This is a genomic window from Kitasatospora sp. NPDC058492 (genome assembly GCF_042720685.1).
Classification (GTDB): domain Bacteria; phylum Actinomycetota; class Actinomycetes; order Streptomycetales; family Streptomycetaceae; genus Kitasatospora.
The window spans coordinates 53,695-74,096 of sequence record NZ_JBHXMU010000049.1; the positions used below are offsets into that span (position 1 = coordinate 53,695).

Genomic DNA, 20,402 nt, shown 5'->3' on the forward strand with positions numbered 1-20,402 from the left:
CCCGGGCGGGGCTTCCCCTCGGGCCGTACCGCCGACGATGAGAAGAGGTTCTCGATGGGCGTCGAACTCTCAGGCCCCGCCAAGGAATTGCTCGACCGCAAGAGCTTTGCCGTGGTGTCCACGATCCAGCCCGACGGCAGCCCCCAGTCCTCGGTCGTCTGGGTCACGCGGGACGGCGACGACATCCTGTTCTCCACCGTCCAGGGCCGCCGCAAGCACCTCAACCTGGTGCGGGACCCGCGCATCTCGCTCGTGGTCAACCCGCCGGAGAACCCGTACGAGTACGTCGAGGTGCGCGGCTCGGCGACGATGACCACCGAGGGCGGCCGGGAGCTGATCAACGAACTGTCCCGCAAGTACCGCGGCGAGGAGTACGGGTTCGACGGCCCGGACGACGTCCGGGTGGTCGTCCGGCTCAGCCCGCGCAAGGTGGTCGGCAACATCTGACCGGCCCGTGCGGCCCGTGGTTCCCCGGGAGTGCTGCATATCATTCCCGGGGAATGTCGCGGGGCACCCCCTCCTGCCCACTACGCTTGACGCTGTGAGCATTCGCCTGTACGACACCAGCACCCGCCAGGTACGCGACTTCGTCCCGCTTGTACCGGGTTGTGTCTCGATCTACCTGTGCGGCGCTACCGTCCAGTCGGCGCCTCATATCGGGCACATCCGGTCCGGTCTCAACTTCGACATCATGCAGCGGTGGTTCGCCTACCGCGGCTACCAGATCACCTTCGCCCGGAACGTCACCGACATCGACGACAAGGTGATCGCCAAGGAGCGCGAGTTCGGCATCCCGTGGTGGCAGATCGCCTACGAGAACGAGCGGGCGTTCAACGACGGCTACACCGCGCTCGGTTGCCTGCCGCCGACCGTCGAGCCGCGGGCCACCGGGCACATCCCCGAGATGGTCGAGATGATGCGGGGGCTCATCGAGAAGGGCCACGCCTACGCGGCCGACGGCAACGTCTACTTCGACGTGAAGTCGTACCCGGAGTACCTCGCGCTCTCCAACCAGAAGCTCGACGACCTGCGCCAGCCCGAGGGCGAGGGCGAGACCGGCAAGCGGGACCAGCGCGACTTCGCGATGTGGAAGGCCGCCAAGCCGGGCGAGCCGAGCTGGGAGACCCCGTGGGGCCGCGGCCGGCCGGGCTGGCACCTGGAGTGCTCGGCGATGGTCCACAAGTACCTCGGCCCGGCCTTCGACATCCACGGCGGCGGGCTGGACCTGATCTTCCCGCACCACGAGAACGAGATCGCCCAGTCCAAGGCCTACGGCGACGCCTTCGCCAGCTTCTGGGTGCACAACGCGTGGGTCACCATGGCCGGCGAGAAGATGAGCAAGTCGCTGGGCAACTCGGTGCTGGTCTCCGAGATGGTCCAGCGCTGGCGTCCGATCGTGCTCCGCTACTACCTGGGCACCCCGCACTACCGCTCGATGATCGAGTACAGCGAGGACGCCCTGCGCGAGGCCGAGGCCGGGTTCGGCCGGATCGAGGGCTTCATCCAGCGCACCGTCGAGCGCTGCGGGGCGGTCGACGCCGCCCCCGAGGTGCCGCCGGCCTTCGCCGAGGCGATGGACGACGACCTGGGCGTTCCGCAGGCGCTCGCCGTCGTGCACACCGCCGTCCGCCAGGGCAACAGCGCCCTGAACGCGGACGACAAGGAGAACGCGGTGGCGCGTCTGGCCGAGGTCCGTGCGATGCTCGGAGTGCTGGGTCTCGACCCGCTCGACCCGCAGTGGGTCGGGGCGGAGCGCGGCGAGCCTGGGACAATGAAGAGCATGCACGGTGTGGTCGACTCGCTGGTCCGCCTGGTCCTGGACCAGCGGCAGGCGGCGCGTCAGCGCAAGGACTTCGCCACCGCGGACGCCATCCGCGACCAGCTCGGCCTGGCCGGGCTGGTGATCGAGGACACCCCGTCCGGCCCGCGCTGGACGATCAACAGCCAGTAACCCCATCTGACGATCGGGGTGAGGGTGGGCCGTACCGGACCGGTGCGGCCCTCCCGCATGACGTAGCGCATGCAGTCGGCCGCCGCCGGACAGAACGGGGCGGCCGGGCATGCCGGACAGACAGGAAGTACAGCCATGGCCGGCAACAGCCAGCGCAGGAACCGCCGCAACCCCGGATCGAAGAAGGGCGCGTCTGTCGGTACCGGCGGCCACAGCCGGAAGGCGCTCCAGGGCAAGGGCCCGACCCCGCCCGGAGCGGAGCGCAAGGGCCACCCGAAGCAGCGCGCCGCCAACGCCGCGGTCAAGCGCGAGCGGGACGCCAAGGCCCGCGCCGGCATGCGCCGCGCCGGCGGCGCCGGTCGCGGCGGCCGGGGCGGTGCGGGCAGCGCCGAGCTCGTCTTCGGCCGCAACTCGGTCGTCGAGGCCCTTCAGGGCGGCGTCCCGGCCACCGCGCTGTACGTCCAGCAGTTCGTCGACACCGACGACCGCGTCCGCGACGCCTTCCAGGCCGCCAACGACCGCGGCATCCCGCTGATGGAGGCCCCGCGCCCGCAGCTGGACCAGATGACCGGCGGGCTCAACCACCAGGGCCTCGTGCTCCAGGTGCCGCCGTACGAGTACGCGCACCCCGACGACCTGCTGGTCGCGGCCTCCGACTCGGGCCAGGACGCGCTGATCATCGCGCTGGACGGCGTCACCGACTCGCGCAACCTCGGCGCCGTGGTCCGCTCCGCCGCCGCCTTCGGCGCGCACGGCGTGGTCATCCCCGAGCGCCGCGCGGCCGGCATGACCGCCGGTGCCTGGAAGACCTCCTCCGGTGCGGCCGCCCGCCTGCCCGTCGCCCGGGCCACCAACCTCACCCGCACCCTGGAGGCCTACCAGAAGGCCGGCCTCATGGTGGTCGGCCTGGCCGCCGACGGCGAGGCCGAGCTGGGCGACCTGGAGCTGCTGACCGGCCCGGTGGTGATCGTCGCGGGCAGCGAGGGCAAGGGCCTGTCCCGGCTGGTCTCGGAGACCTGCGACATGCGGGTGCGGATCCCGATGTCCGGGCTGACCGAGTCGCTGAACGCCGGTGTCGCGGCGGGCATCGTGCTCTACGAGGCCGCGCGACTGCGCGCCAAGCGCTGAGCACAGCCGGTGTGCGGGGCGCAGGGGAACTTCTGAATTCTCCGCAATCCGAGTGAAAAGCGATCGGGCCCGACCAGGCCCGATCGCTTTTCTCATGATCATTTCAAGTATGCGCCGGACATCCACTCGGGAGAGTGTCCTAAGCGGTGGTCACCCGGTTAGACGGGCGTGGACACCAGAACACCTCGGCGCCCCCTGTTCGGCGGCGGCAGCACCGGGATAGACGCGGGCCCCGGCCTTGACACGGTCAAGGTGCCGTCCGACCCCGCGCGCCTCAGCATCACCCAGGCGAGCTTCCGGCTCCGGCTCGGCGCCCCGGTGGCGCCGCTGATCGAGGCCCCGGCCGGACTGCTGTCCACCGGCGCCGCGTTCGGCGACCCGTACGCCAACCAGGGCCTGATCCGCCGTCCGCTGGTCACCCCGCAGGTCGTCGTGCCCGCCTCCGCCGTCCCGGCGCTCGCGGGGGCCACCGGGGGCGGTGCGCCGCGCCGCAAGGGCCGGGTCACCGCCGTCACCTGGACCGGGCAGGCGCCCCCCGGGGACCTCGCGGCCACCCAGCTGCTGGACGCCGTCCGGCTCACCGGCTCCGGGCCCGACGGCGGCGGCCCGGGCATGTCGGACACCCGGGTGATCCCGTCCTACTCGGGCGCCCGGACCGTCCCGCGCCAGCCGCGGGAGGGCGCCGGCACCGCCACCGACGCGGGCATCGGCCCGGTCGGCGCACCGCAGGGCTGGACCCCGAGCGGCGAGCTGCCCGAGGTCTCCGCGACGGCCGCCGAGGGCAAGCCGCCCTGGTACCCCGGCCGCCGGGTCGACCTCGGCCTGGTCCTGCTGCCGCTGCGCGCCGTCCTCGGCTCGCTGTCCGTCTACGCCGGGTTCAGCAAGCTCTGCGACCCGGTCTACTTCGACGGCGGCGAGCGCGGCTCGATGATGCGCTGGCTCGCCTCGCTGCACCCCTGGAAGGTCGCCGAACCGCTGCTGGCCTTCGCCATGGCGCACCCGGTCGGTGCCGGCCTGGTGGTGTCGTTCACCCAGGTCGTGGTCGGCGTGCTGACCGTCCTCGGCCTCTGGCAGCGGCTCGCGGCCGGCGCGGCGATGCTCCTCTCCGCCGCGCTGCTGTTCACCGTCAGCTGGCGGGCCGTACCGGTCTACGACACCCCCGACCTGATCTTCCTGGCGGCCTGGAGCCCGCTGCTGATCGCCGGAGCGCCGTTCGCCTCCCTGGACGGGCGGCTCAACCTGGAGGCCTGGCGGCGCTACGGCGCCGACGCGCCCGCCGCGCTGCGCCGCCGGGTGCTGCGCCGCGGCACGGTGGTCACCACGGTCGTGGTCGGGGCGACCCTGCTGCTCGGCTCGATGCTCGGCGCGGCGGTGCGCACCGGGGCCCGGACGCACCAGGCGCCGGCCCGTCCGGCCACCGACTACGGCACGCCGGTCTGGCCCGGCGGCGCCCCGACCGGCACCCCGGGCGGCCAGGGCTCGTCCACCTCGCCCTCGCCCGCCCCGCGCCCGGCCACCCCCACACCGGGCCCGACCACCCCGCCCTCCTCCGCCCCGGCCACCCGCCCGGGCAGCCCGACGCCGAGCGGCAAGGGGCACTCCGCCAAGGCGGAGACCGGGGCCGGCACGACCCCGTCCCCCGCCGCGCCGTCCGCCGCCGCGCCGTCGGCCGGTTCCTCGCCCGCCCAGCGCAGCACCCCGGCCCCCGCCGGAACGGGGGCGGCGTCCAAGCCCAGCCCGAGCTCCGGGGCGAGCCCCGGGCTGCTCGGCGGGGTGCTGGGCAGCGGCCCGCTCGCCGACCTGTCCGGCGGCGCCCGCTCCTCCCGTCCGGGGGCGCCCACGTCCACCTGACGGCCCGCGGACGCGATCGGCCGGGTGCTCCGAGGCGGGAGCACCCGGCCGATCGTCGTGCGCCGGGGGAGACGGGGGCGCCGGGGGGGGGGGGCGGTTACCGCGGTGAGCGGCCGGCCCCGGAGGCGAGCTCCTTGGCCGCCTCGGTGAGGTCCTTCGCGGTGTCGATGGCACGCCAGTACACGCCCTGCGGCAGCTGGTAGCCCGCCAGTCGCTTGCTACGCGCCAGCTGCGGGAACGTGGTGCGCTCGTGGTCGCCCACATCCGGCAGCAGCTCGGCGAACTCCGGGCTGAACACGTACAGCCCGGCGTTGATCAGGAACGGCGAGGGCGGCGCCTCGATGAAGTCCAGCACGTTGCCGAACTGGTCGGTCTCCACCGCCCCCCACGGGATCCGCGGCCGGGCCAGCGCGAGCGTCGCGACGGCGTCCCGCTCGTGGTGGAAGGCGGCCATGTCACGCAGGCTGAACCGGGTCCAGATGTCGCCGTTGGTGGCGTACCAGGGCTCGTCCGGGCGGGGCAGCGCCTTGGCCGCGTACTTGAGGCCGCCGCCGCGCCCGAGCGGCTCCTCCTCGACCACCGTGCGCACGCGCAGCGGCAGGTCCGCCTTGTCGAGCCACTCCTCCAGTACGGCGGCCAGGTGCCCGCAGGAGACCACCGCGTCGGTGACGCCCTCGGAGGCCAGCCAGGCCAGCTGGTGGCCGAGGATCGGCGTGCCCGTCCCGGGGATCTCGACCAGCGGCTTCGGGCGGTCGTCCGTGTAGGGCCGCAGCCGCGAGCCCTGGCCGCCGGCCAGGATCACGGCCTGGGTGACGGGCGTCGTGGTCGGCCGGGACGGGTGGGTCGGCGGGGACGCGGGATCGGCGGTGGGGCCGGAGTCAGCGGTCATGCCTGAACAATAGGACGCCCACCGGGGCCGGGAGCCCGAGCCCGCGGGCGTCGTCGGCCCGCGGCCGTCGGGCCGGCCTGCGGGTCAGCTGCCGGGTCAGCCGGCGATGCCCGCCGCGAACGACCCGTCGCAGACCGGGCGGGCGAAGGACCGGGCCCGCTGGACGTCGCCCTGGTACTTGCGCACCGCCGCCTTGCCCAGCTCGCCGGCGAGCGAGGTGCAGTACGGCGTCAGCGACGGCTGCTCGCGCATCGAGCGCTCCAGCAGGTCCAGCGCGGCGGACGGGTTCTTCGCCCGCAGCTCGTCCAGCAGCACCACCCGCAGCGACTCCTGCGGGGCGAGCCCGTCCGGGGACGTGCCCGCGGTGGCGGAACGCCCGATCCCGGCGCCGTCACCACTGGACGCCGCCACGACCTGCTGGTCGAGGTTGGTCGGCGGGGCCCATGGCACCCGGGTCACGGCGAGGGTGCCGGTGGTCACCAGGAGGACCGGCAGGGTCAGGGCGACGGTCTGGCCGATACGGCGTACAAGCTGCTTCACCCTCAGGAGAGTAGCGGTGGGTACGAGCCGGATCGCCCTCCGTGACACCATCGAGTGACACCGTGTCCGGGTTCGTCCCCACACCGTGTTGACGTGGGGGTGTACGGACGGAGCCCGCCGGACCAGGAATGGTCCGACGGGCTCCGTCGTGCCGGCTTTCCCCGCCGGTCGACCGACCGGCAGGGCGCGCCGTGCTCAGCTGCTCAGGCGGGCACCCGAGCTAGTCGAGAACACGTGGGTCTCGTTGGCGATCGGCACGACGTGGATCGTCTCGCCGCGGGCCGGGATCTGCCGGCCGTGCACGCGGACGACCAGCTCCTTGTCCTCGCCGCCGATCTTGGTGGTGCCGTACACGAAGCCGTCGGAGCCGAGCTCCTCGACGACGTTCACCGTCACCGCGACACCCTCGATGCCGCCCGCCGGGACGATCTCGAAGTGCTCCGGGCGGATGCCGACCGTCACCGACTTGTCGGTGCCGGCACCGGCCAGGTCGTCGCGCGAGACGTTGACCACCGAGCCGCCGAACTTCACGCCGCCGTCCACCAGCGGCACCTCGACCAGGTTCATCGCGGGCGAGCCGATGAAGCCGGCCACGAACAGGTTGGAGGGCCGGTCGTACATGTTGCGCGGGGTGTCGACCTGCTGGAGCACGCCGCCCTTGAGCACCGCGACCCGGTCGCCCATGGTGAGCGCCTCGGTCTGGTCGTGGGTGACGTACACCGTCGTGATGCCCAGGCGGCGCTGGAGGCCGGCGATCTGGGTACGGGTCGAGACACGCAGCTTCGCGTCCAGGTTCGACAGCGGCTCGTCCATCAGGAAGACCTGCGGCTGGCGCACGATCGCGCGGCCCATCGCGACACGCTGCCGCTGACCACCCGACAGCGCCTTCGGCTTGCGGTCCAGGTACTCCGTCAGGTCGAGGATCTTCGCGGCCTCCTCGACCTTGGTGCGGATCTCCGCCTTGTTCACGCCGGCGATCTTGAGCGCGAAGCCCATGTTCTCGGCGACGGTCATGTGCGGGTACAGCGCGTAGTTCTGGAACACCATGGCGATGTCCCGGTCCTTCGGCGGCAGGTGCGTGACGTCCCGGTCACCGATCCGGATGGAGCCGCTGTTGACGTCCTCCAGACCGGCCAGCATGCGCAGGCTGGTCGACTTGCCGCAGCCCGAGGGGCCGACCAGCACGAGGAACTCGCCATCCGCGATCTCCAGGTCCAGCGCGTCCACCGAGGGCTTGTCCGCCCCGGGGTAGACGCGGGTCGCCTGCTCGTACGTGACAGAAGCCATGATTGTTCTCTCCTTCACCGGCAGGAACGTGCCGGACGATCCGAGTAAAGGGGCGTTCGTTCGTCTCCGTCAGCCCGCCCAGTGGTCTGAACCACCTCACGAACCGACTCCGGGCGACGCTACCTGCGCCTCCGCCGCTTGTCAGCCCCCAGCCCGCCCGATTTCGGCATCGGTTCCATCACGCCCACCCCACCCCGCCAACCCCCGGATATCCCCCCACCCCACCTACCGGGCCCGGTAGACTGCCCCCGGTGCCGCCGTGATCCCTCGCGGACGGTCACCGTGCCTCCTTAGCTCAGCTGGCCAGAGCACCGCTCTTGTAAAGCGGGGGTCGTCGGTTCGAACCCGACAGGGGGCTCGCGTAGGAAGCGATGCGACCGGCGCCCGAAGGGCCAGCTCACCGGAGTGATCCGGAGGAGCTGGCCCTTCGTCGTTGCCGGGGCGTGCCGCGGGCCGTCGGGTGGTGCGTGGCGGTCGGTCAGCCGGTTTCGGGTGCGGATTCGGCCGGTTCGCCGGGTTCGGTGGATTCGTTCGAGTCGTCGGACTCCTCCGATTCCTCGGATTCGTTCGGCGGGCCGGAAAGGGCGGTCTCGCCGTTTTTCCGCCAGGTCGCCGTCACCTTCAGGCTGGCCTTTCCGTCGACTCCCGTCACCGCGCTCACGAGGACTCCCGTCTTGACGGAGAGCTCGATTCCGAATTCGAGCGTGAACTCGTCGGGGGCGGCCGCCCGCAGGCCGGATCGCACGTTGCCGACCACGGTCTGGAGCGTGCCCGCCAGGTCGTCCAGCTGGTAGCTGGGGCGGCGCAGTGCGACGTCCCTGGGGCCGCGCTGCTCCTCGATGCGGGCCCAGAATGTCCCCTCGGGCGTCACTACTTGGACAAGCTCCGACATTTCTCCTCCAAGGGGTGCCGTTGCCGGGGTCGAATTGCCGGAAAACCGGTGGCCGGCCCGGGCCGTGGGCCTATCCTTCTTCTTCGCGAGGGGAACTGTATCGGGCGCCGAAGGGTGGCAGGCCATGGATATGGGACAGCGGGCGGCGGGTACCGAACACATCTACCTCTCCGATGTGGAGCCGCACGCGGCGGCGCCGATCGACCGGGCCTCGGACCTGCGGTCACGGGTCCTGCTGCACGTCCTCTTCGCCGACACCCTGCTGATCGGCGACTCGCAGGGCCTCAACAACAGGTACTTCCGGGCGCTCGTCGACGCCGAGGAGGCGCGGAAGGTCCGCTGGTCCCCGGGGACGGCGGCGCTCTCGGACTTCGGCGCTCTCCTGGAGGCGGGCCGGCTGCGGGTCGCGCTGCGGGCGGGCGGGACCCTGCACCGGATCAGCGACGTCCACCGGGCCGAGGGCGTGGAGAACGCGCCCGATGTCCCCTACGTGGAGCGGCTGACCGAGGTGTCGTCCGCGCACACGGAGCCGTACGACGGGTCGGCCGTCGCCGCCGCGTTCAAGTCCGGTGTCCTGGCGCGGATCGAGGCCGCCGAGCGGGACTTCGCCGGGAGCGCGCGGGAGGCCCTCGAAGCCGCGCGCGCCTGGGTCGCCGAGCAGGATCCGCTGCTCTACAAGCAACTCCGGGACTGGCTGGCCGTCTACCGGAGCGCGCGCCCCGGGGGCAGCGCCGAACTCGTCCTGGTGCTCCAGTCGGTGGACGACTGGGCCGGCGAGTCCTACCGGCGGGCGCTGCCGCAGGCCCTGGGCGTCGGCATGGCCGGCCCGCGCGACGGCGAGGGCACCATTCCGGTCTTCCGGAGCCGGCGACTCGTCGAGTACGCGGGGTTCCCGGCGGTGCTGCTCGACAACCTGCTGCTGTCCCAACTCCCGGTGGAGGTGGTGTTCGAGGCGATCGAGCAGCCCTCCCGGGTGGCCCTGGTGGCGGAGTTGGGGCGGCTGCGCCGGGGGATCCAGCCGGACACGGCGGTGCTGCGTTCGGCGGTCGACGAGTTCAGCTCGTGGACGCTGGAGGCGTTCGAGCGCACCTTCCGCCGCGTCGGGGGCCTGGCGTGGGAGCACCTGCGGGGCGAGGTCCGGCTGATGCGCTTCGGGCTGGACGAGGACCCGGTCGCCGGTCGGCTGGGGGCCGGCCTGGAGGTGGTCTCCCCGGCGGCCGACGGCGTTCGCGACCTGTCGCTCCACGTGGTGAACGGCCCGGGTGCGGCTGTCCCGGACCCGCAGCGCCGGGCACAGCCGCGGCCGTTGCGCGAGCTCGACCCCTTCGAGCGGGTGGTCACCCTCTGACGGCCGCCGTCTGCGGGTCGGGGTAGGCCTGGAGGAGGGCGAAGGCGGCCAGGGTGACGCCGCAGGTGATCCGGCCCTGCCGCAGCCAGCGTGCCATCAGGTCGGGGGAGACCCAGACCGGGTCGGTCACCGATTCCATGGCCTCCGGCCGAGCGGTGGCGGTGCCTCCGGGGAGCACGGTGGCGCGGCAGACGTGGATGCCGTTCTCGATCAGGCCGGTGTCCGCGTGGATCAGGCCGAGGCTCTCCACGGTGGAGGCGATGAGGCCGGTCTCCTCCCTGAGCTCGCGCGCGGCGGCCTCCTCCGGGGGTTCGCCGGGTTCGCAGCCGCCGCGCGGGAACTCCAGCGAGGCGGCGCCGACCGGGTAGCGGTAGGAGGGCACCAGCGCGATGCCGTCGGGGCCGGTCGCCACCACGACGACGCCGGTCTGCGACCACTGCCACCGGAGGTAGTTGCCGGCCGTGCCGCCCGGGGCGACGACCTCGTCGTTGTAGAGCCGGCCGAAGCGGTTCCCGAAGACCTCGACGGCCTGGCGGCGTCGGATCGGTGCGGGCGAGGCGAGGTCCTGAGAGTCCGTGGGCATCATGCTCCTACCTGCCGTCGTAGGGCCGCAGATGGCGGCGGCCTCACCTGCCATGATTGCCCATGGTCGCCAGCTGCTCCACCCAGTGTGCGCGCTCGTCGGTGAACTCGGTCATCTCCGAGGAGAGTTGGACCAGCATCCGCAGCGAGGACCGTTGTGCGGCGAGCCGTTGCCGGTCGCCGGGCGGAAGGGCGGCCCGCAGCTGTGCGGCCTCCCGCAGCGCGCGGTACGCCTCGTCGTCCCGTCCGGCCCGGACGAGGCCGATCGCCTGCCGGTGCAACGCCTCCGGGAGCCTGGCCAGGTAGCGGCCGGGCTGCTGGTCGGCCAGCTCGCGCAGCAGCGCGAGCGCCCGGTAGCCGGCCGCCACCGCCTCGACGGGCCGGCCGGCCAGTTGCCCGCACCGGGCGAGGAGTTGGAGGCAGGTCAGCAGGGTGTCGTCCTGCCGGGACCCCGGTTCGGCCTCCTCGCACAGCTCGACGCCGTGCGCGGCCGCGTCGAGGGCCGCGCTCACCTGGCCGTCCTCCATCCGCACCAGGGCCAGGGTGCTCAGCGCCGTCGCGGTGTCCAGGAGGTACGTCTGGCGCAGGGTGTCGTCCCCGTCCGCCCCGGCGAGGAGTTCCTCGTAGCGGGCGACGGCCGACCTGGCGTGTTCGAGTGCCGGTTCGGTCCGGTGGGCGCGGTGCAGCAGGAGGCTCACGTTGTGGAGCGCCCTCGCGTACTCGGGGAGGTGGCGGCCGGTCTGCCGGACGAGGTCCCGGCTGAGGCGTACGGCCTGCTGGGCGGCGGTCAGCGCCGAGTCGCCGTCGCCGGGGCGGACGCCGTCCGCAGCGAGTACGCGAGGGGTGGGTACGCGAGGGGTGAGTCCGTCCGCGGCGAGTACGCCCGGGGCCAGTCCGTCCGCACCGAGTCCGTTCGGGGTCAGTCCGTCCGCACCGGGTACGCCCGGGGCGGTCTCGTCGAGCCGGAGGCTGTAGCTGATGAGGCGGCGCAGCCTGCGCAGCTGGTCCTCCTCGCCGAATTCGGGGTCCGGCTGGTCCAACAGGCGCTTCAGGACCAGCGCCGCCACCGGCGACATGCTGGAGGGGTAGCCGGGCAGCCGGCTCTCGACGGCGGCGAGGACGTCCGGTTCGCACGCCTGCACGGCGGGCAGCATGAGGGCCGCCAGCGGTTCGGCGTGCGGCAGTACGGCGCCGTTGACGGCCAGGGCCGGCAGGAGCGCGTCGGGCCGCTCGGTGATGCTCCGGGCCAGTGCGGCGTCCAGGGCCGGGTGGGCGGGGTGGTCCACGACCCGCCCCACCCCGGTGCAGCCGCGGGCGCGGGCGAGGATCTCCACGGTCTCGGTGGCCGCCGCGATCCGCTCCTGCGGCGAGGCGGGGTGCGGCGGGTCCAGCAGGGCGAGCAGGTACTCCTCGGAGCGTCCCGAACTCTCCGGCGTACTCAGCACCCGGCGGACCAGGATCTCGCCGATCCGGCTCGGGCCGACGGGGGCGACCAGGCCGTCCTCGGCCGGGTAGAGCATGCGCAGGAGGGCGTTGACGACGTTCATGTTGAGGGGCGGCTGGTGGGGGAACGCCTCGGCCCGGACCCGTTCCAGCAGGGCGATCAGCCGGTCCGAGCGCCGCCCGGGGGCGAGGACCGGGACGAGGAGGAGCCCTTCCGCCAGGAGCCGGCCGGCCTCGCCGGCCAGGGCCGGCTCCGCGGGCAGCCACGCCGTGAGCTGCGCGTGCCAGACCCGGACCTCGTGGTCGCAGAGCCGTTCCAGCGGATCGCCGTGCCCGGACCAGCTGCTTCCCCGGGCGAGGGTGAGGACGGCGTCCAGCGCGAGTGCCAGCACGCCGAGCAGCGAGTCCTCCCGCCCGGCGCGCGACGGAAGGCTCCTCGGTACGGGCAGGCGGTCGTGGCCGAGTCGTCGGGCGAAGACCTCGAAGGCCGAGACGACCAGCGCGGCGGGCGAGGCGTCACCGGCGGAAGCAGCGGAAGCAGCGGAAGGGACGGAGGGGATCGTCCTGGGGAGTTCCACGACGCTGGCGTCGGCCAGCGCCCAGTCGTCGACGCCGCTCTGCAGCGCCCGCCAGAAGGGCTCGGCCGTGCGGGCGAGCAGCAGGAGGCGCATCCGGGGCTGCTCGGGTCCGAACCGGGAGACGTGGTCCACCAGGGTGCGGATGTCCTCCAGCCGGGCCTGGGCGTAGTCGAAGACGGCGAGGACCGCCAGACCGTCGTCGAGGGCGGTGGTCAGCTCGTCCAGCCACCCCGGTCCCGCGAGGCTGCTGCGCTGCACGAAGCCCGCGAGCCAGCCGTCCTCGGCCATCAGCCGGCACAGCTCGGCGGCGAGCCTGGTCTTGCCGGAGCCGCCGGGCGCGTGGAGCAGGCGCAGCAGCAGCGAGGTCTCGTCGGCGCACCAGGCCCGCAGTTCGGCGAGTTCCGGGCGGTCCACGAAGGGCATCGCGCCCTGCGTCAGCAGCTGGGCGGGGGTCGGCCGGGGCGTCTGGCGGGGGCGGTGGTGCCCGTACGCCCCGAAGAGCCGGACCTGGCGCCCGGCCCGGTCCATCGCCAGGTCGTACCAGGCCGTGCCGGGCCGGTGGCCGAGTCCGTTGCGCCGGGCCAGTTCGGGGAAGCAGGCCCGCACCGCGTCGACGGGGACCATCCAGCCGCCCAGGACGGCCGTCTCGTCGCGGGAGGTCTTGAGCACTCCGCACACCCGTCCGGTGGCGGGGTCGAGTACGAGGCTGCCGCTGAACCCCTGGACGACCTGGTCGCTCTTGAGCCGGACGAAGTGGCCCGATTCGCCGGAGCGGCCGACGACGGAGAGGTACAGGGTGTCCCGGTGGGTGCCGGCGTCCAGGGTCGCGTCGCTGAATCCGTGGACGATCACGTCCGAGCCGCCGGGGGGCACCTGATCGGCGAGCCAGACGCCCGCGGTGTCCAGCGGTTCGGGGAGGCGGAGCACCGCGAGGTCCGGGTACGCGTAGATGCCGCCGTCCGGGTCCTGCCGTGGCTCCCGGGCCACCACCTCGGCCCGGAGCGTGCGCCCGTGCACCGTCACCGCCGGGTGCGGGTCGGAGCGGACGACGTGGGCGCAGGTCAGCACGGTGTCGGGGGCGACCAGGAAGCCGGTGCCGGAGCTCTCCGCGGTCTCGATCAGTACCGCCTGTTCCGTGGCGAGTCGGCTGACGGCCTCCCGGCGCCGCCGGGTCTCGTTGTCGGGGATCACGCGGGGTCCCTTCGATCGGGGGTGCCAGGGTGTCGTGCCCGGCCGTCGGAATCCAGTGACGGAGGTGCACCGGGGCGTAGTTGACGCAGGGTCCAGCCGTGGGCGCCGGGGGTCAAGGGGGCGGTGTGGGCGGTGAGGAGTTCGGCGGCGCGGCGGTAGGAGAGGCGGGCGCGGCCGGTGTGGGGGCAGCGGTCGGAGGCGGGGGTGCCGGCGGGGGCGCGGCGGTCGGTGAGGAAGAGCGGGCCGGTGGTGCGGCCGGCGACGAGGAGGGGGAGCAGTCGGGCGGTGCCGCTCTGCCAGTGGACGGGGGTGCGGCCGGGCTGGTGGAGGGTGCGGTGCCGGGGCAGGTCGAGGTGGTCGGTGTCGAGGGCGAGGACGGTGTCGATGGCGGCGCCGGACTCGTGGAGCAGGTGCCAGAGCGACTGTTCGCGCAGGGGCGCGCGGAGGGCGAAGAGGGCGCGCAGGTCGTCGGGGGTCAGGGGAGCGACGGTCGGTCCGGGCCGCGGGCCGGGGTGCAGGTCGGTGGTGGGGTCGTCGTCGAGCCAGTGCTGGGCCCGCCACCAGGCCACGGCGGCGCGCAGGGTGGAGAGTTCGCGGTTGAGCGTGCGCGGGTCGGTGTCGGCGCGGCGGCGGTCGGCGGCGGTGCGCAGGCGGCGGGCGGCGTCCGGGTGGTCGAGCAGGGCGAGCGGGAGGACGGGCGGGCGGGCGCGCCGCCGGTCGGGGCCGGTGGGGGCGGGGCGGTCGGCGAGGGCCCAGGCCCAGGTGTTCAGGGCGATCCGGTAGATCCGCCGGGAGCCTTCGGCGAGCCCGGAGGCGGCCAGGTAGCGCTCGACGGCGACGGCGTACTCGACCGGGGGGAGCTCTGCCATGTCGGGGCTTCTTCCGCAGTAAATCAAATCGGTCCGGACTCCTGAAGGCTACCCATGAAGCGCAGTAAATCGCAGGTGAACAGCCGTTTCCGAGGCCGTTTACTGCGGCGGTCGGCGGGGCGCGAAATATTGAGGCCAAAAGACTCAACTTTTCCCCGGAAACCCTTGAACGCCGTTCCCGTCCGGGGGCAGACTGCCGCCCATGGCAGTGGATGCGGAACGGATCCCGGCCCGCCGCCGGCGGCTGGGAGACCGGCTCGCCGTGCTGGGCGAGCGCGATTTCGCGTGGTTCTTCGTCGGCTACTCGACCTCTCTCCTCGGCTCCTCGATGGCGCCGGTGGCGGTGGCCTTCGCGGTGCTCGACGGCGGCGGCGGCGGAACCGACCTGGGGTGGGTGATGGCGGCCCGGATCCTGCCGGTGGTGCTGGTGCTGCTGGCCGGCGGGGTGATCGCGGACCGGTTCGGCAGCCGCCGGGTGATGCTGGGTTCGGACGTCCTGCGCGGGCTCGTCCAGGCGGTGTTCGCCGCGCTGCTGACGGCCGGGCGGGCGCCGGTCTGGGCGATGGTCGCGCTGGTGGCGGTGTGGGGGATCGGGGAGGGGCTGTTCCTGCCGGCCCTCGGAGCGATCGTGCCCGGCCTGGTGCGCCGGAAGGAGCTCCTGGCCGACGCGAACACCCTGCTGGGGCTGGCCCGTTCGGTGGCCACGGTGGCCGGGCCCGCGACGGCCGGCCTGGTGACGGCGACGCAGGGACCGGCGGTGGTCCTGCTGGCCGACGCGGTGACGTACGGCGTCGGCGCGTTCGCCCTGGCCAGGCTCCGGCTGCCCGACCGCGCGGCGAACGCGGCCGGCGGCGAGCAACCGATGCTCGCCGAACTGCGGGCCGGCTGGTCGGAGTTCGCCTCCCGGCCGTGGTTCTGGATCACCACCGTCCAGATGGGCCTGTTCAACCTGCTGGTCTGGGCGCCGTTCCTGGTGCTCGGCCCGCTCACCGCGCAGCGGGACCTCGGCGGCGCCCGGGCCTGGGGCCTGGTGATGGGGGTGTACGGCGTCGGCGCGGTGCTGGGCGGGCTGGTGATGCTCGGGCGCCGGCCCGAGCGGCCGCTCGCGGTGGCCACCGTGGCCACGCTGGCCTGGGCGCTGCCCTCCGCCGCGCTCGCGGCCGGTGCGCCGCTGCCGTGGGTGGTGGCGGGCGCGCTGGTGGCGGGGGTCGGCTCGGCGGTCAGCGGGACGCTGGTCAGCACGACGATGCAGAGCTGGGTGCCGCCGGAGGTGCTCGGCCGGGTCAACTCCTTCGGGGCGCTCGGCGCGTTCGTGCTGGGGCCGCTCGGGCTGGCGGCGGCCGGACCGGCGGCGGACCGGATCGGCGTGGACAAGGTGCTGCTGCTCGGTGCGGTCTGGCAACTCGTGGCCGGTACGGTGGTGTTGGCGGTGCCGGCGGTTCGGAACCGCCGCTGGGAAGGGAGCCGGCACGGCGAGGACGGGCGCCACGGCGACCGGGAAAGCGCGCCCTGACCCGTGCTGGTCCGACCTTTCCAGGATCTGTCGACCACCCGCCCCCGAACGGCTCCGGGGCGCACCCCCGGCCCCCGGTGCGGCCCACCGCGCACCGTACCCGGCCGGCCCCGGAGCGCGACCAGGTCCGGCCGCCGCACCCCCGCCGCCCGCGGCGGGCGCCGCGGCCGGACCGGTCGTACCGTGGAGGGAGCGGGGGTGGACGGAGGAGGTTTGACCATGCCCGGTTCGCTCACCATCAGCCACCACGAGTCCGCGGCCACCCTGGACCGCACGGACGCCGAGCGGCTCGCCACCGTACTGGCGGAGCTGGCGTACCTGCTGGAGATCCCGGGGCCGAACCGGATCAACGACGCGCAGCTCACCCTGCTGTGCGAGGGCCGGGCGCCGGACCGCGCCGAGCTGTCGCACTGGTCCCGGGCGCTCGCGGCCGAGCTGAAGGGGCGGCGCTGACGGCCCCGCTGTCCGCCGCAGCCGACGGCCCCGGTGCCCGCCGACGCCGCAGGCGCGCCGCCCCGCCCGCCGTACGATGGCGTGCGGGGCGGGCGGAGGTCGCGCGCCCCGCGGGCGCCGGAGTGGCCGGCGGCCGGTCCGGCGGAGGGTGGGGGCCCGAGCGTGCCGCAGTCCTGGTCGATGTCCTGGCTGACCGTGGAGACGCCGCTGCCCAGCGGCCCGATGCACATCGCCGTGACGCCGCTGGGCGTGGCGGCGGCCGGGTACGGCGGGCGGGACGGCGAACTGCCGCCGTGCACCGACGCGTCGAAGACCGCCGCCGTCCGGGACCGGATCGGCGCCTATCTGGCGGGCCGCAGCCGTGAGTTGGGCCTGCCGATCGACTGGAGCCTGAGCTCCGGCCCGCACCGCACCGTGCTGCGCACGCTCTGGCAGGAGGTGCCGTACGGCCGGACCATCACCTACGGCGAACTGGCCTCCCTCAGCGGGGTGTTCGAGGACGTGGCCGAGCCCGGCCTGGCGGCGCGGACGGTCGGCCAGATGATGGCCGCCAATCCCGTCGCCCTGCTGGTGCCCTGCCACCGGGTGGTGGCGGCGGACGGGATCGGCGGCTTCGGCGGCGGCCGGGTGGGGATCGACGTGAAGCGCTGGCTGCTCACCCTGGAGGGCGTGCTGGAGCCGACGCTCGACTGGAACGGCCCGCTGTAGCACCGGGGTTGCCGTCGGCGCGGCCGCACCGAGCCCCGCAAGAGCCACGTGTGAGCCTCGCATGAGCCACGTACGAGCCGCCCGCCGTCGCGTCCGGGCTACCGCTGCCGGACGAGGGAGACGGGGGCCGGCGCCCGGCGCGGCCGCACCGGCTGGATGCCGGAGACCAGCGTGTACTCGACGCCGTGGACGTCCGGATCCACCCCGGTGGGTTCCGGCCGTTCGCCGAGTGCCAGCCGGACGGCGTCCCAGGGCAGGTTGAGGCCGCACAGCCGCAGCTGGTGGAGCCCGGCGGCGGGCCGGGTGTTGACGTCGATCACCACCGGTCGCCCGGCCAGTTCGCGGAACTGGATGTTGGACAGGTACGCCATCCGGCTCGCCCCGACCAGGCGCCGGACCGGCTCCAGGTACCGCGGGTCGGCGGTGAAGCCGCGGCGGCGGCCCTCCTTGGTGCGGCCTACCACGGTGAGCGGGTGGCCGGCCCGGTCGGCGAGGCAGTCCACCGAGACCTCCGGCCCGTCCAGGTAGGGCATCACCAGCAGGTCGACGGGCTCGTCCCCCTCGTCCCCCGCGCCCGGTCCGGCGGACAGGGCGGCGGCCACCTGCTCGACCTGGACCCGGTGGTCCCAGCCGTGAAGCCGCCGTGGCCCGTACGGCTCCCGGGTGAGCACCCGGAAGCCCGTGCCGCCCGCGCCGGTGGTGGGTTTGAGGCAGGCGGTGTGCCCGGCGGCCTCGATCCGGCCGACGGCGTCGAGCAGTTCGTCGGCGGTGCGCACCCGCCACCAGGGCGGGGTGGGCAGTCCGGCGGCGGCGATCGCCCGGTAGCCGTCGGCCTTGCTGGTGTAGGTGGCGATGGCGGTGGCCGGCGGGCAGAGCAGGGTGGTGCCGATCGCCTCGAACTCCGGCCGGGCGAGGGCGATGGCGAGCTGGTGCAGCTGCGGGAGGAAGACGGTTATGGAGTGCCGGGCGCAGTAGTCGAGCGCGTAGCCGACGTAGGCGTCGGCGGGCAGGTCGGCGGGTTCCAGGGTGCCGTGGTCGGCGGCGGCGAGCACCGGGGAGTCGGGGTCGGCGTGGGTCGCGTGGACCGTCACCGGGCGAGGGGCGGTGCGGAGTTGTTCGATGAAGAAGACGTTCTCGGCGTAGGTGCGGTTGAGCCAGACACGGACGGGGGCTGTCAAGACTGCCTCCCAGGGCATGGGGTGACGAAGGGTCAGGGCTCGTGGTCGGCCGTGCTCGTCAACTGGCCTGGCGGCCCTGTGAGGTGGCACCTTAGCGGCCGGCTCCCCGGGCCCGGACGGGAGGGGTGCCGGGCGTGCGGGCGTCAAGGGGTGGCGACGGAGGGGGTGTCGATGGGGGAAGATGGGGGCCGGTATTCCCGATAAGTTCGAATAATTAATCGAACAGATATCGATCGGGTGATCCAGTCGTACTATTTGTTCGGTTATCCCGAACCACTCGAATGAGTGATTGCGGCATGCACCCGAATGGGCCCACCATGAAGCGGCAACATGAATGTGCAAGGCGACACTTCATCGGGCATGCGAAGGGCTCCCCCTATGTCGACCGAAACCAATGCCGGTGTTCCCGCGCCCAGCGCGCAACCGGAGATCCGGCAGCAGCAGAGTCTGAGCACGGCGGGTGCGCGGAACCTCGCCACGACCACCAAGTCCGCGCCGCAGATGCAGGGCATCAGCCCGCGCTGGCTGCTCAAGACGCTGCCCTGGGTGCAGGTGTCCGGCGGTACCTACCGGGTCAACCGCCGCCTGCGCCACTCGGTCGGCCGCGGTCGGGTGAGCTTCGTCAAGACCGGCTCCGAGGTGCGGATCGTCCCGCCGACGCTGGCCGAGGTGCCGGTGCTGCACGGCTTCCAGGACGAGGCCGTCCTGACGGAGCTGGCCGGGCGCTTCGTGCAGCGGGAGTTCGCCGCCGGCGACGTACTGGTCTCCGCCGGCGTGGCGATCAACGAGGTCTTCCTCATCGCGCACGGCAAGCTCGAACGGCTCGGCACCGGCAAGTACGGCGAGGAGACGGTGGTCGGCACCCTCGCCGACGGCGACCACCTCGGCGACGAGGCCCTCCAGCAGGAGGAGGGCACCTGGCCGTACACCGTCCGGGCCGCCACCTCCGGCACCGTGATGGCGCTCTCCTGGCCCGCCTTCCAGGAGCTCCACGACCGCTCCGAGGCCCTGCAGCTGCAGGTCATCGAGTACCTGAACGGCTTCCAGCAGGCGCAGAACAAGCACGGCGAGGCCGCGATCGACCTCTCCGCCGGGCACCGGGGCGAGTACGAGCTGCCCGGCGCCTTCGTGGACTACGAGCTCAAGCCCCGCGAGTACGAGCTGAGCGTCGCGCAGACCATCCTCAAGGTGCACTCCCGCGTCGCCGACCTCTACAACCAGCCGATGAACCAGACCGAGCACCAGCTCCGGCTGACCATCGAGGCGCTGCGCGAGCGCCAGGAGCACGAGCTCGTCAACAACCCCGAGTTCGGCCTGCTGGAGAACGCCGCGTACGACCAGCGGATCCAGACCCACTCCGGTCCGCCCACCCCCGACGACATGGACGAGCTGCTCAGCCGCCGCCGCGGCACCAAGATGTTCCTCGCCCACCCCAAGGCCATCGCCGCCTTCGGCCGCGAGTGCAACAAGCGCGGCCTCGTCCCCGGCACGGTCGAGGTCGAGGGCAAGCACGTCACGGCCTGGCGCGGGGTGCCGGTCTTCCCGTGCAACAAGATCCCGGTCATCGGCGGGCACACCAGCTCGATCATGGCGCTGCGCGTCGGCGAGGACAACCAGGGCGTCGTCGGCCTGCACCAGACCGGAATTCCGGACGAGTACCAGCCGAGCCTTTCGGTGCGGTTCATGGGAATCGACGACAAGGCCGTCATTTCCTACCTGGTCAGCGCCTATTACTCCGCCGCGATTCTGGTCCCGGACGCGGTCGGCGTCCTGGAGAACGTGGACGTCGCGCAGCGCTAGGCCCTGTCCGGGCGAGTCTCAACCATTCCGGCCGGGCGCGCGATATCCGGGCCCGCGCCCAGGCCCGGGAACCGACCGACCGGAGCCGGTCGGAATTCCACGCCGCCCGGCCGGGGCACCCACCCCCCCGCCCGGGGGGGCGCCCCCGCCCGTCCGGAACGGTGTCTTATTAAAAAAATAAGCGGCCGACGCAAGTGCAGG

At 73.4% G+C, this 20,402-nt stretch carries 17 protein-coding genes and 1 tRNA gene; 10 read left to right on the forward strand and 8 right to left on the reverse strand.

The window, feature by feature from the left end:
• The first annotated feature begins 54 nt into the window (after window positions 1-54).
• The 4 genes from ACFWPI_RS28125 to ACFWPI_RS28140 all read left to right on the forward strand — a co-directional run bounded on the left by ACFWPI_RS28125 (window position 55) and on the right by ACFWPI_RS28140 (window position 4,930).
• On the forward strand, window positions 55-447 hold the full coding sequence (locus ACFWPI_RS28125) for a PPOX class F420-dependent oxidoreductase (protein ID WP_063348796.1): 393 nt from the start codon (window positions 55-57) through the stop codon (window positions 445-447).
• 94 nt (window positions 448-541) lie between these two features.
• Window positions 542-1,951, forward strand: coding sequence for a cysteine--tRNA ligase (cysS, locus tag ACFWPI_RS28130; RefSeq protein WP_380378032.1), 1,410 nt, complete (start codon window positions 542-544; stop codon window positions 1,949-1,951).
• A gap of 135 nt (window positions 1,952-2,086) precedes the next feature.
• On the forward strand, window positions 2,087-3,079 hold the full coding sequence (gene rlmB / locus ACFWPI_RS28135; protein ID WP_380378030.1) for a 23S rRNA (guanosine(2251)-2'-O)-methyltransferase RlmB: 993 nt from the start codon (window positions 2,087-2,089) through the stop codon (window positions 3,077-3,079).
• 252 nt (window positions 3,080-3,331) lie between these two features.
• Window positions 3,332-4,930, forward strand: a complete 1,599-nt coding sequence (locus ACFWPI_RS28140) for a DoxX family membrane protein (protein ID WP_380378029.1) — start codon at window positions 3,332-3,334, stop codon at window positions 4,928-4,930.
• A 97-nt stretch (window positions 4,931-5,027) separates the two neighbouring features.
• Here the strand turns inward: ACFWPI_RS28140 and ACFWPI_RS28145 are convergent, their stop codons facing one another.
• From ACFWPI_RS28145 to ACFWPI_RS28155, 3 genes are all read right to left on the reverse strand, one after another.
• Complete coding sequence (locus ACFWPI_RS28145; RefSeq protein ID WP_363375148.1) at window positions 5,028-5,819, reverse strand: nucleotidyltransferase family protein; 792 nt, start codon at window positions 5,817-5,819, stop codon at window positions 5,028-5,030.
• 96 nt (window positions 5,820-5,915) lie between these two features.
• Window positions 5,916-6,359 carry a hypothetical protein gene (locus ACFWPI_RS28150; RefSeq protein ID WP_363375150.1) on the reverse strand — a complete coding sequence of 148 codons (444 nt, stop codon included), beginning with the start codon at window positions 6,357-6,359 and terminating at the stop codon, window positions 5,916-5,918.
• Window positions 6,360-6,554: 195 nt separating this feature from the next.
• Window positions 6,555-7,646, reverse strand: a complete 1,092-nt coding sequence (locus ACFWPI_RS28155) for a sn-glycerol-3-phosphate ABC transporter ATP-binding protein UgpC (protein ID WP_363375151.1) — start codon at window positions 7,644-7,646, stop codon at window positions 6,555-6,557.
• A gap of 284 nt (window positions 7,647-7,930) precedes the next feature.
• On the opposite strand from ACFWPI_RS28155, the gene ACFWPI_RS28160 reads away from it, so the two are divergent.
• A tRNA-Thr gene (locus ACFWPI_RS28160) sits at window positions 7,931-8,004 on the forward strand.
• A 120-nt stretch (window positions 8,005-8,124) separates the two neighbouring features.
• Here the strand turns inward: ACFWPI_RS28160 and ACFWPI_RS28165 are convergent.
• Complete coding sequence (locus ACFWPI_RS28165; RefSeq protein WP_380425118.1) at window positions 8,125-8,517, reverse strand: CU044_2847 family protein; 393 nt, start codon at window positions 8,515-8,517, stop codon at window positions 8,125-8,127.
• Window positions 8,518-8,662: 145 nt separating this feature from the next.
• Here ACFWPI_RS28165 and ACFWPI_RS28170 point away from each other — a divergent pair, with 145 nt between their 5' ends.
• Window positions 8,663-9,886 carry a hypothetical protein gene (locus ACFWPI_RS28170; RefSeq protein ID WP_380380092.1) on the forward strand — a complete coding sequence of 408 codons (1,224 nt, stop codon included), beginning with the start codon at window positions 8,663-8,665 and terminating at the stop codon, window positions 9,884-9,886.
• Here the strand turns inward: ACFWPI_RS28170 and ACFWPI_RS28175 are convergent.
• The 3 genes from ACFWPI_RS28175 to ACFWPI_RS28185 are packed head-to-tail and all read right to left on the reverse strand — an operon-like array spanning window position 9,876 to window position 14,549.
• Window positions 9,876-10,469 (reverse strand): NUDIX hydrolase, encoded by a 594-nt coding sequence (locus tag ACFWPI_RS28175; protein WP_380380091.1) that lies wholly within the window; start codon window positions 10,467-10,469, stop codon window positions 9,876-9,878. The two genes, ACFWPI_RS28170 and ACFWPI_RS28175, sit on opposite strands and share 11 nt — an antisense overlap.
• Window positions 10,470-10,512: 43 nt before the next feature.
• Window positions 10,513-13,680, reverse strand: a complete 3,168-nt coding sequence (locus ACFWPI_RS28180; protein WP_380380090.1) for a trypsin-like peptidase domain-containing protein — start codon at window positions 13,678-13,680, stop codon at window positions 10,513-10,515.
• Window positions 13,677-14,549, reverse strand: coding sequence for a hypothetical protein (locus tag ACFWPI_RS28185; RefSeq protein ID WP_380380089.1), 873 nt, complete (start codon window positions 14,547-14,549; stop codon window positions 13,677-13,679). Before ACFWPI_RS28185 ends, ACFWPI_RS28180 begins: the two co-directional genes overlap by 4 nt.
• Before the next feature lie 202 nt (window positions 14,550-14,751).
• Between ACFWPI_RS28185 and ACFWPI_RS28190 the strand changes: the two genes are divergently transcribed.
• The 3 genes from ACFWPI_RS28190 to ACFWPI_RS28200 all read left to right on the forward strand — a co-directional run bounded on the left by ACFWPI_RS28190 (window position 14,752) and on the right by ACFWPI_RS28200 (window position 17,223).
• On the forward strand, window positions 14,752-16,062 hold the full coding sequence (locus ACFWPI_RS28190; RefSeq protein ID WP_380380087.1) for an MFS transporter: 1,311 nt from the start codon (window positions 14,752-14,754) through the stop codon (window positions 16,060-16,062).
• 219 nt (window positions 16,063-16,281) lie between these two features.
• The gene (locus ACFWPI_RS28195; protein ID WP_063348809.1) at window positions 16,282-16,515 is read left to right on the forward strand and encodes a hypothetical protein; all 234 of its coding nucleotides are present in this window, start codon (window positions 16,282-16,284) and stop codon (window positions 16,513-16,515) included.
• 162 nt (window positions 16,516-16,677) lie between these two features.
• Complete coding sequence (locus ACFWPI_RS28200; protein ID WP_380380084.1) at window positions 16,678-17,223, forward strand: methylated-DNA--[protein]-cysteine S-methyltransferase; 546 nt, start codon at window positions 16,678-16,680, stop codon at window positions 17,221-17,223.
• A gap of 98 nt (window positions 17,224-17,321) precedes the next feature.
• Here ACFWPI_RS28200 and ACFWPI_RS28205 read toward each other — a convergent pair whose 3' ends face one another.
• Entirely contained in the window at window positions 17,322-18,401 is a 1,080-nt protein-coding gene (locus ACFWPI_RS28205; protein WP_363375171.1) for an ATP-grasp domain-containing protein, read from the reverse strand.
• A 378-nt stretch (window positions 18,402-18,779) separates the two neighbouring features.
• On the opposite strand from ACFWPI_RS28205, the gene ACFWPI_RS28210 reads away from it, so the two are divergent.
• Window positions 18,780-20,201 (forward strand): family 2B encapsulin nanocompartment shell protein, encoded by a 1,422-nt coding sequence (locus ACFWPI_RS28210; RefSeq protein ID WP_380380082.1) that lies wholly within the window; start codon window positions 18,780-18,782, stop codon window positions 20,199-20,201.
• The last annotated feature ends 201 nt before the right edge of the window (window positions 20,202-20,402 follow it).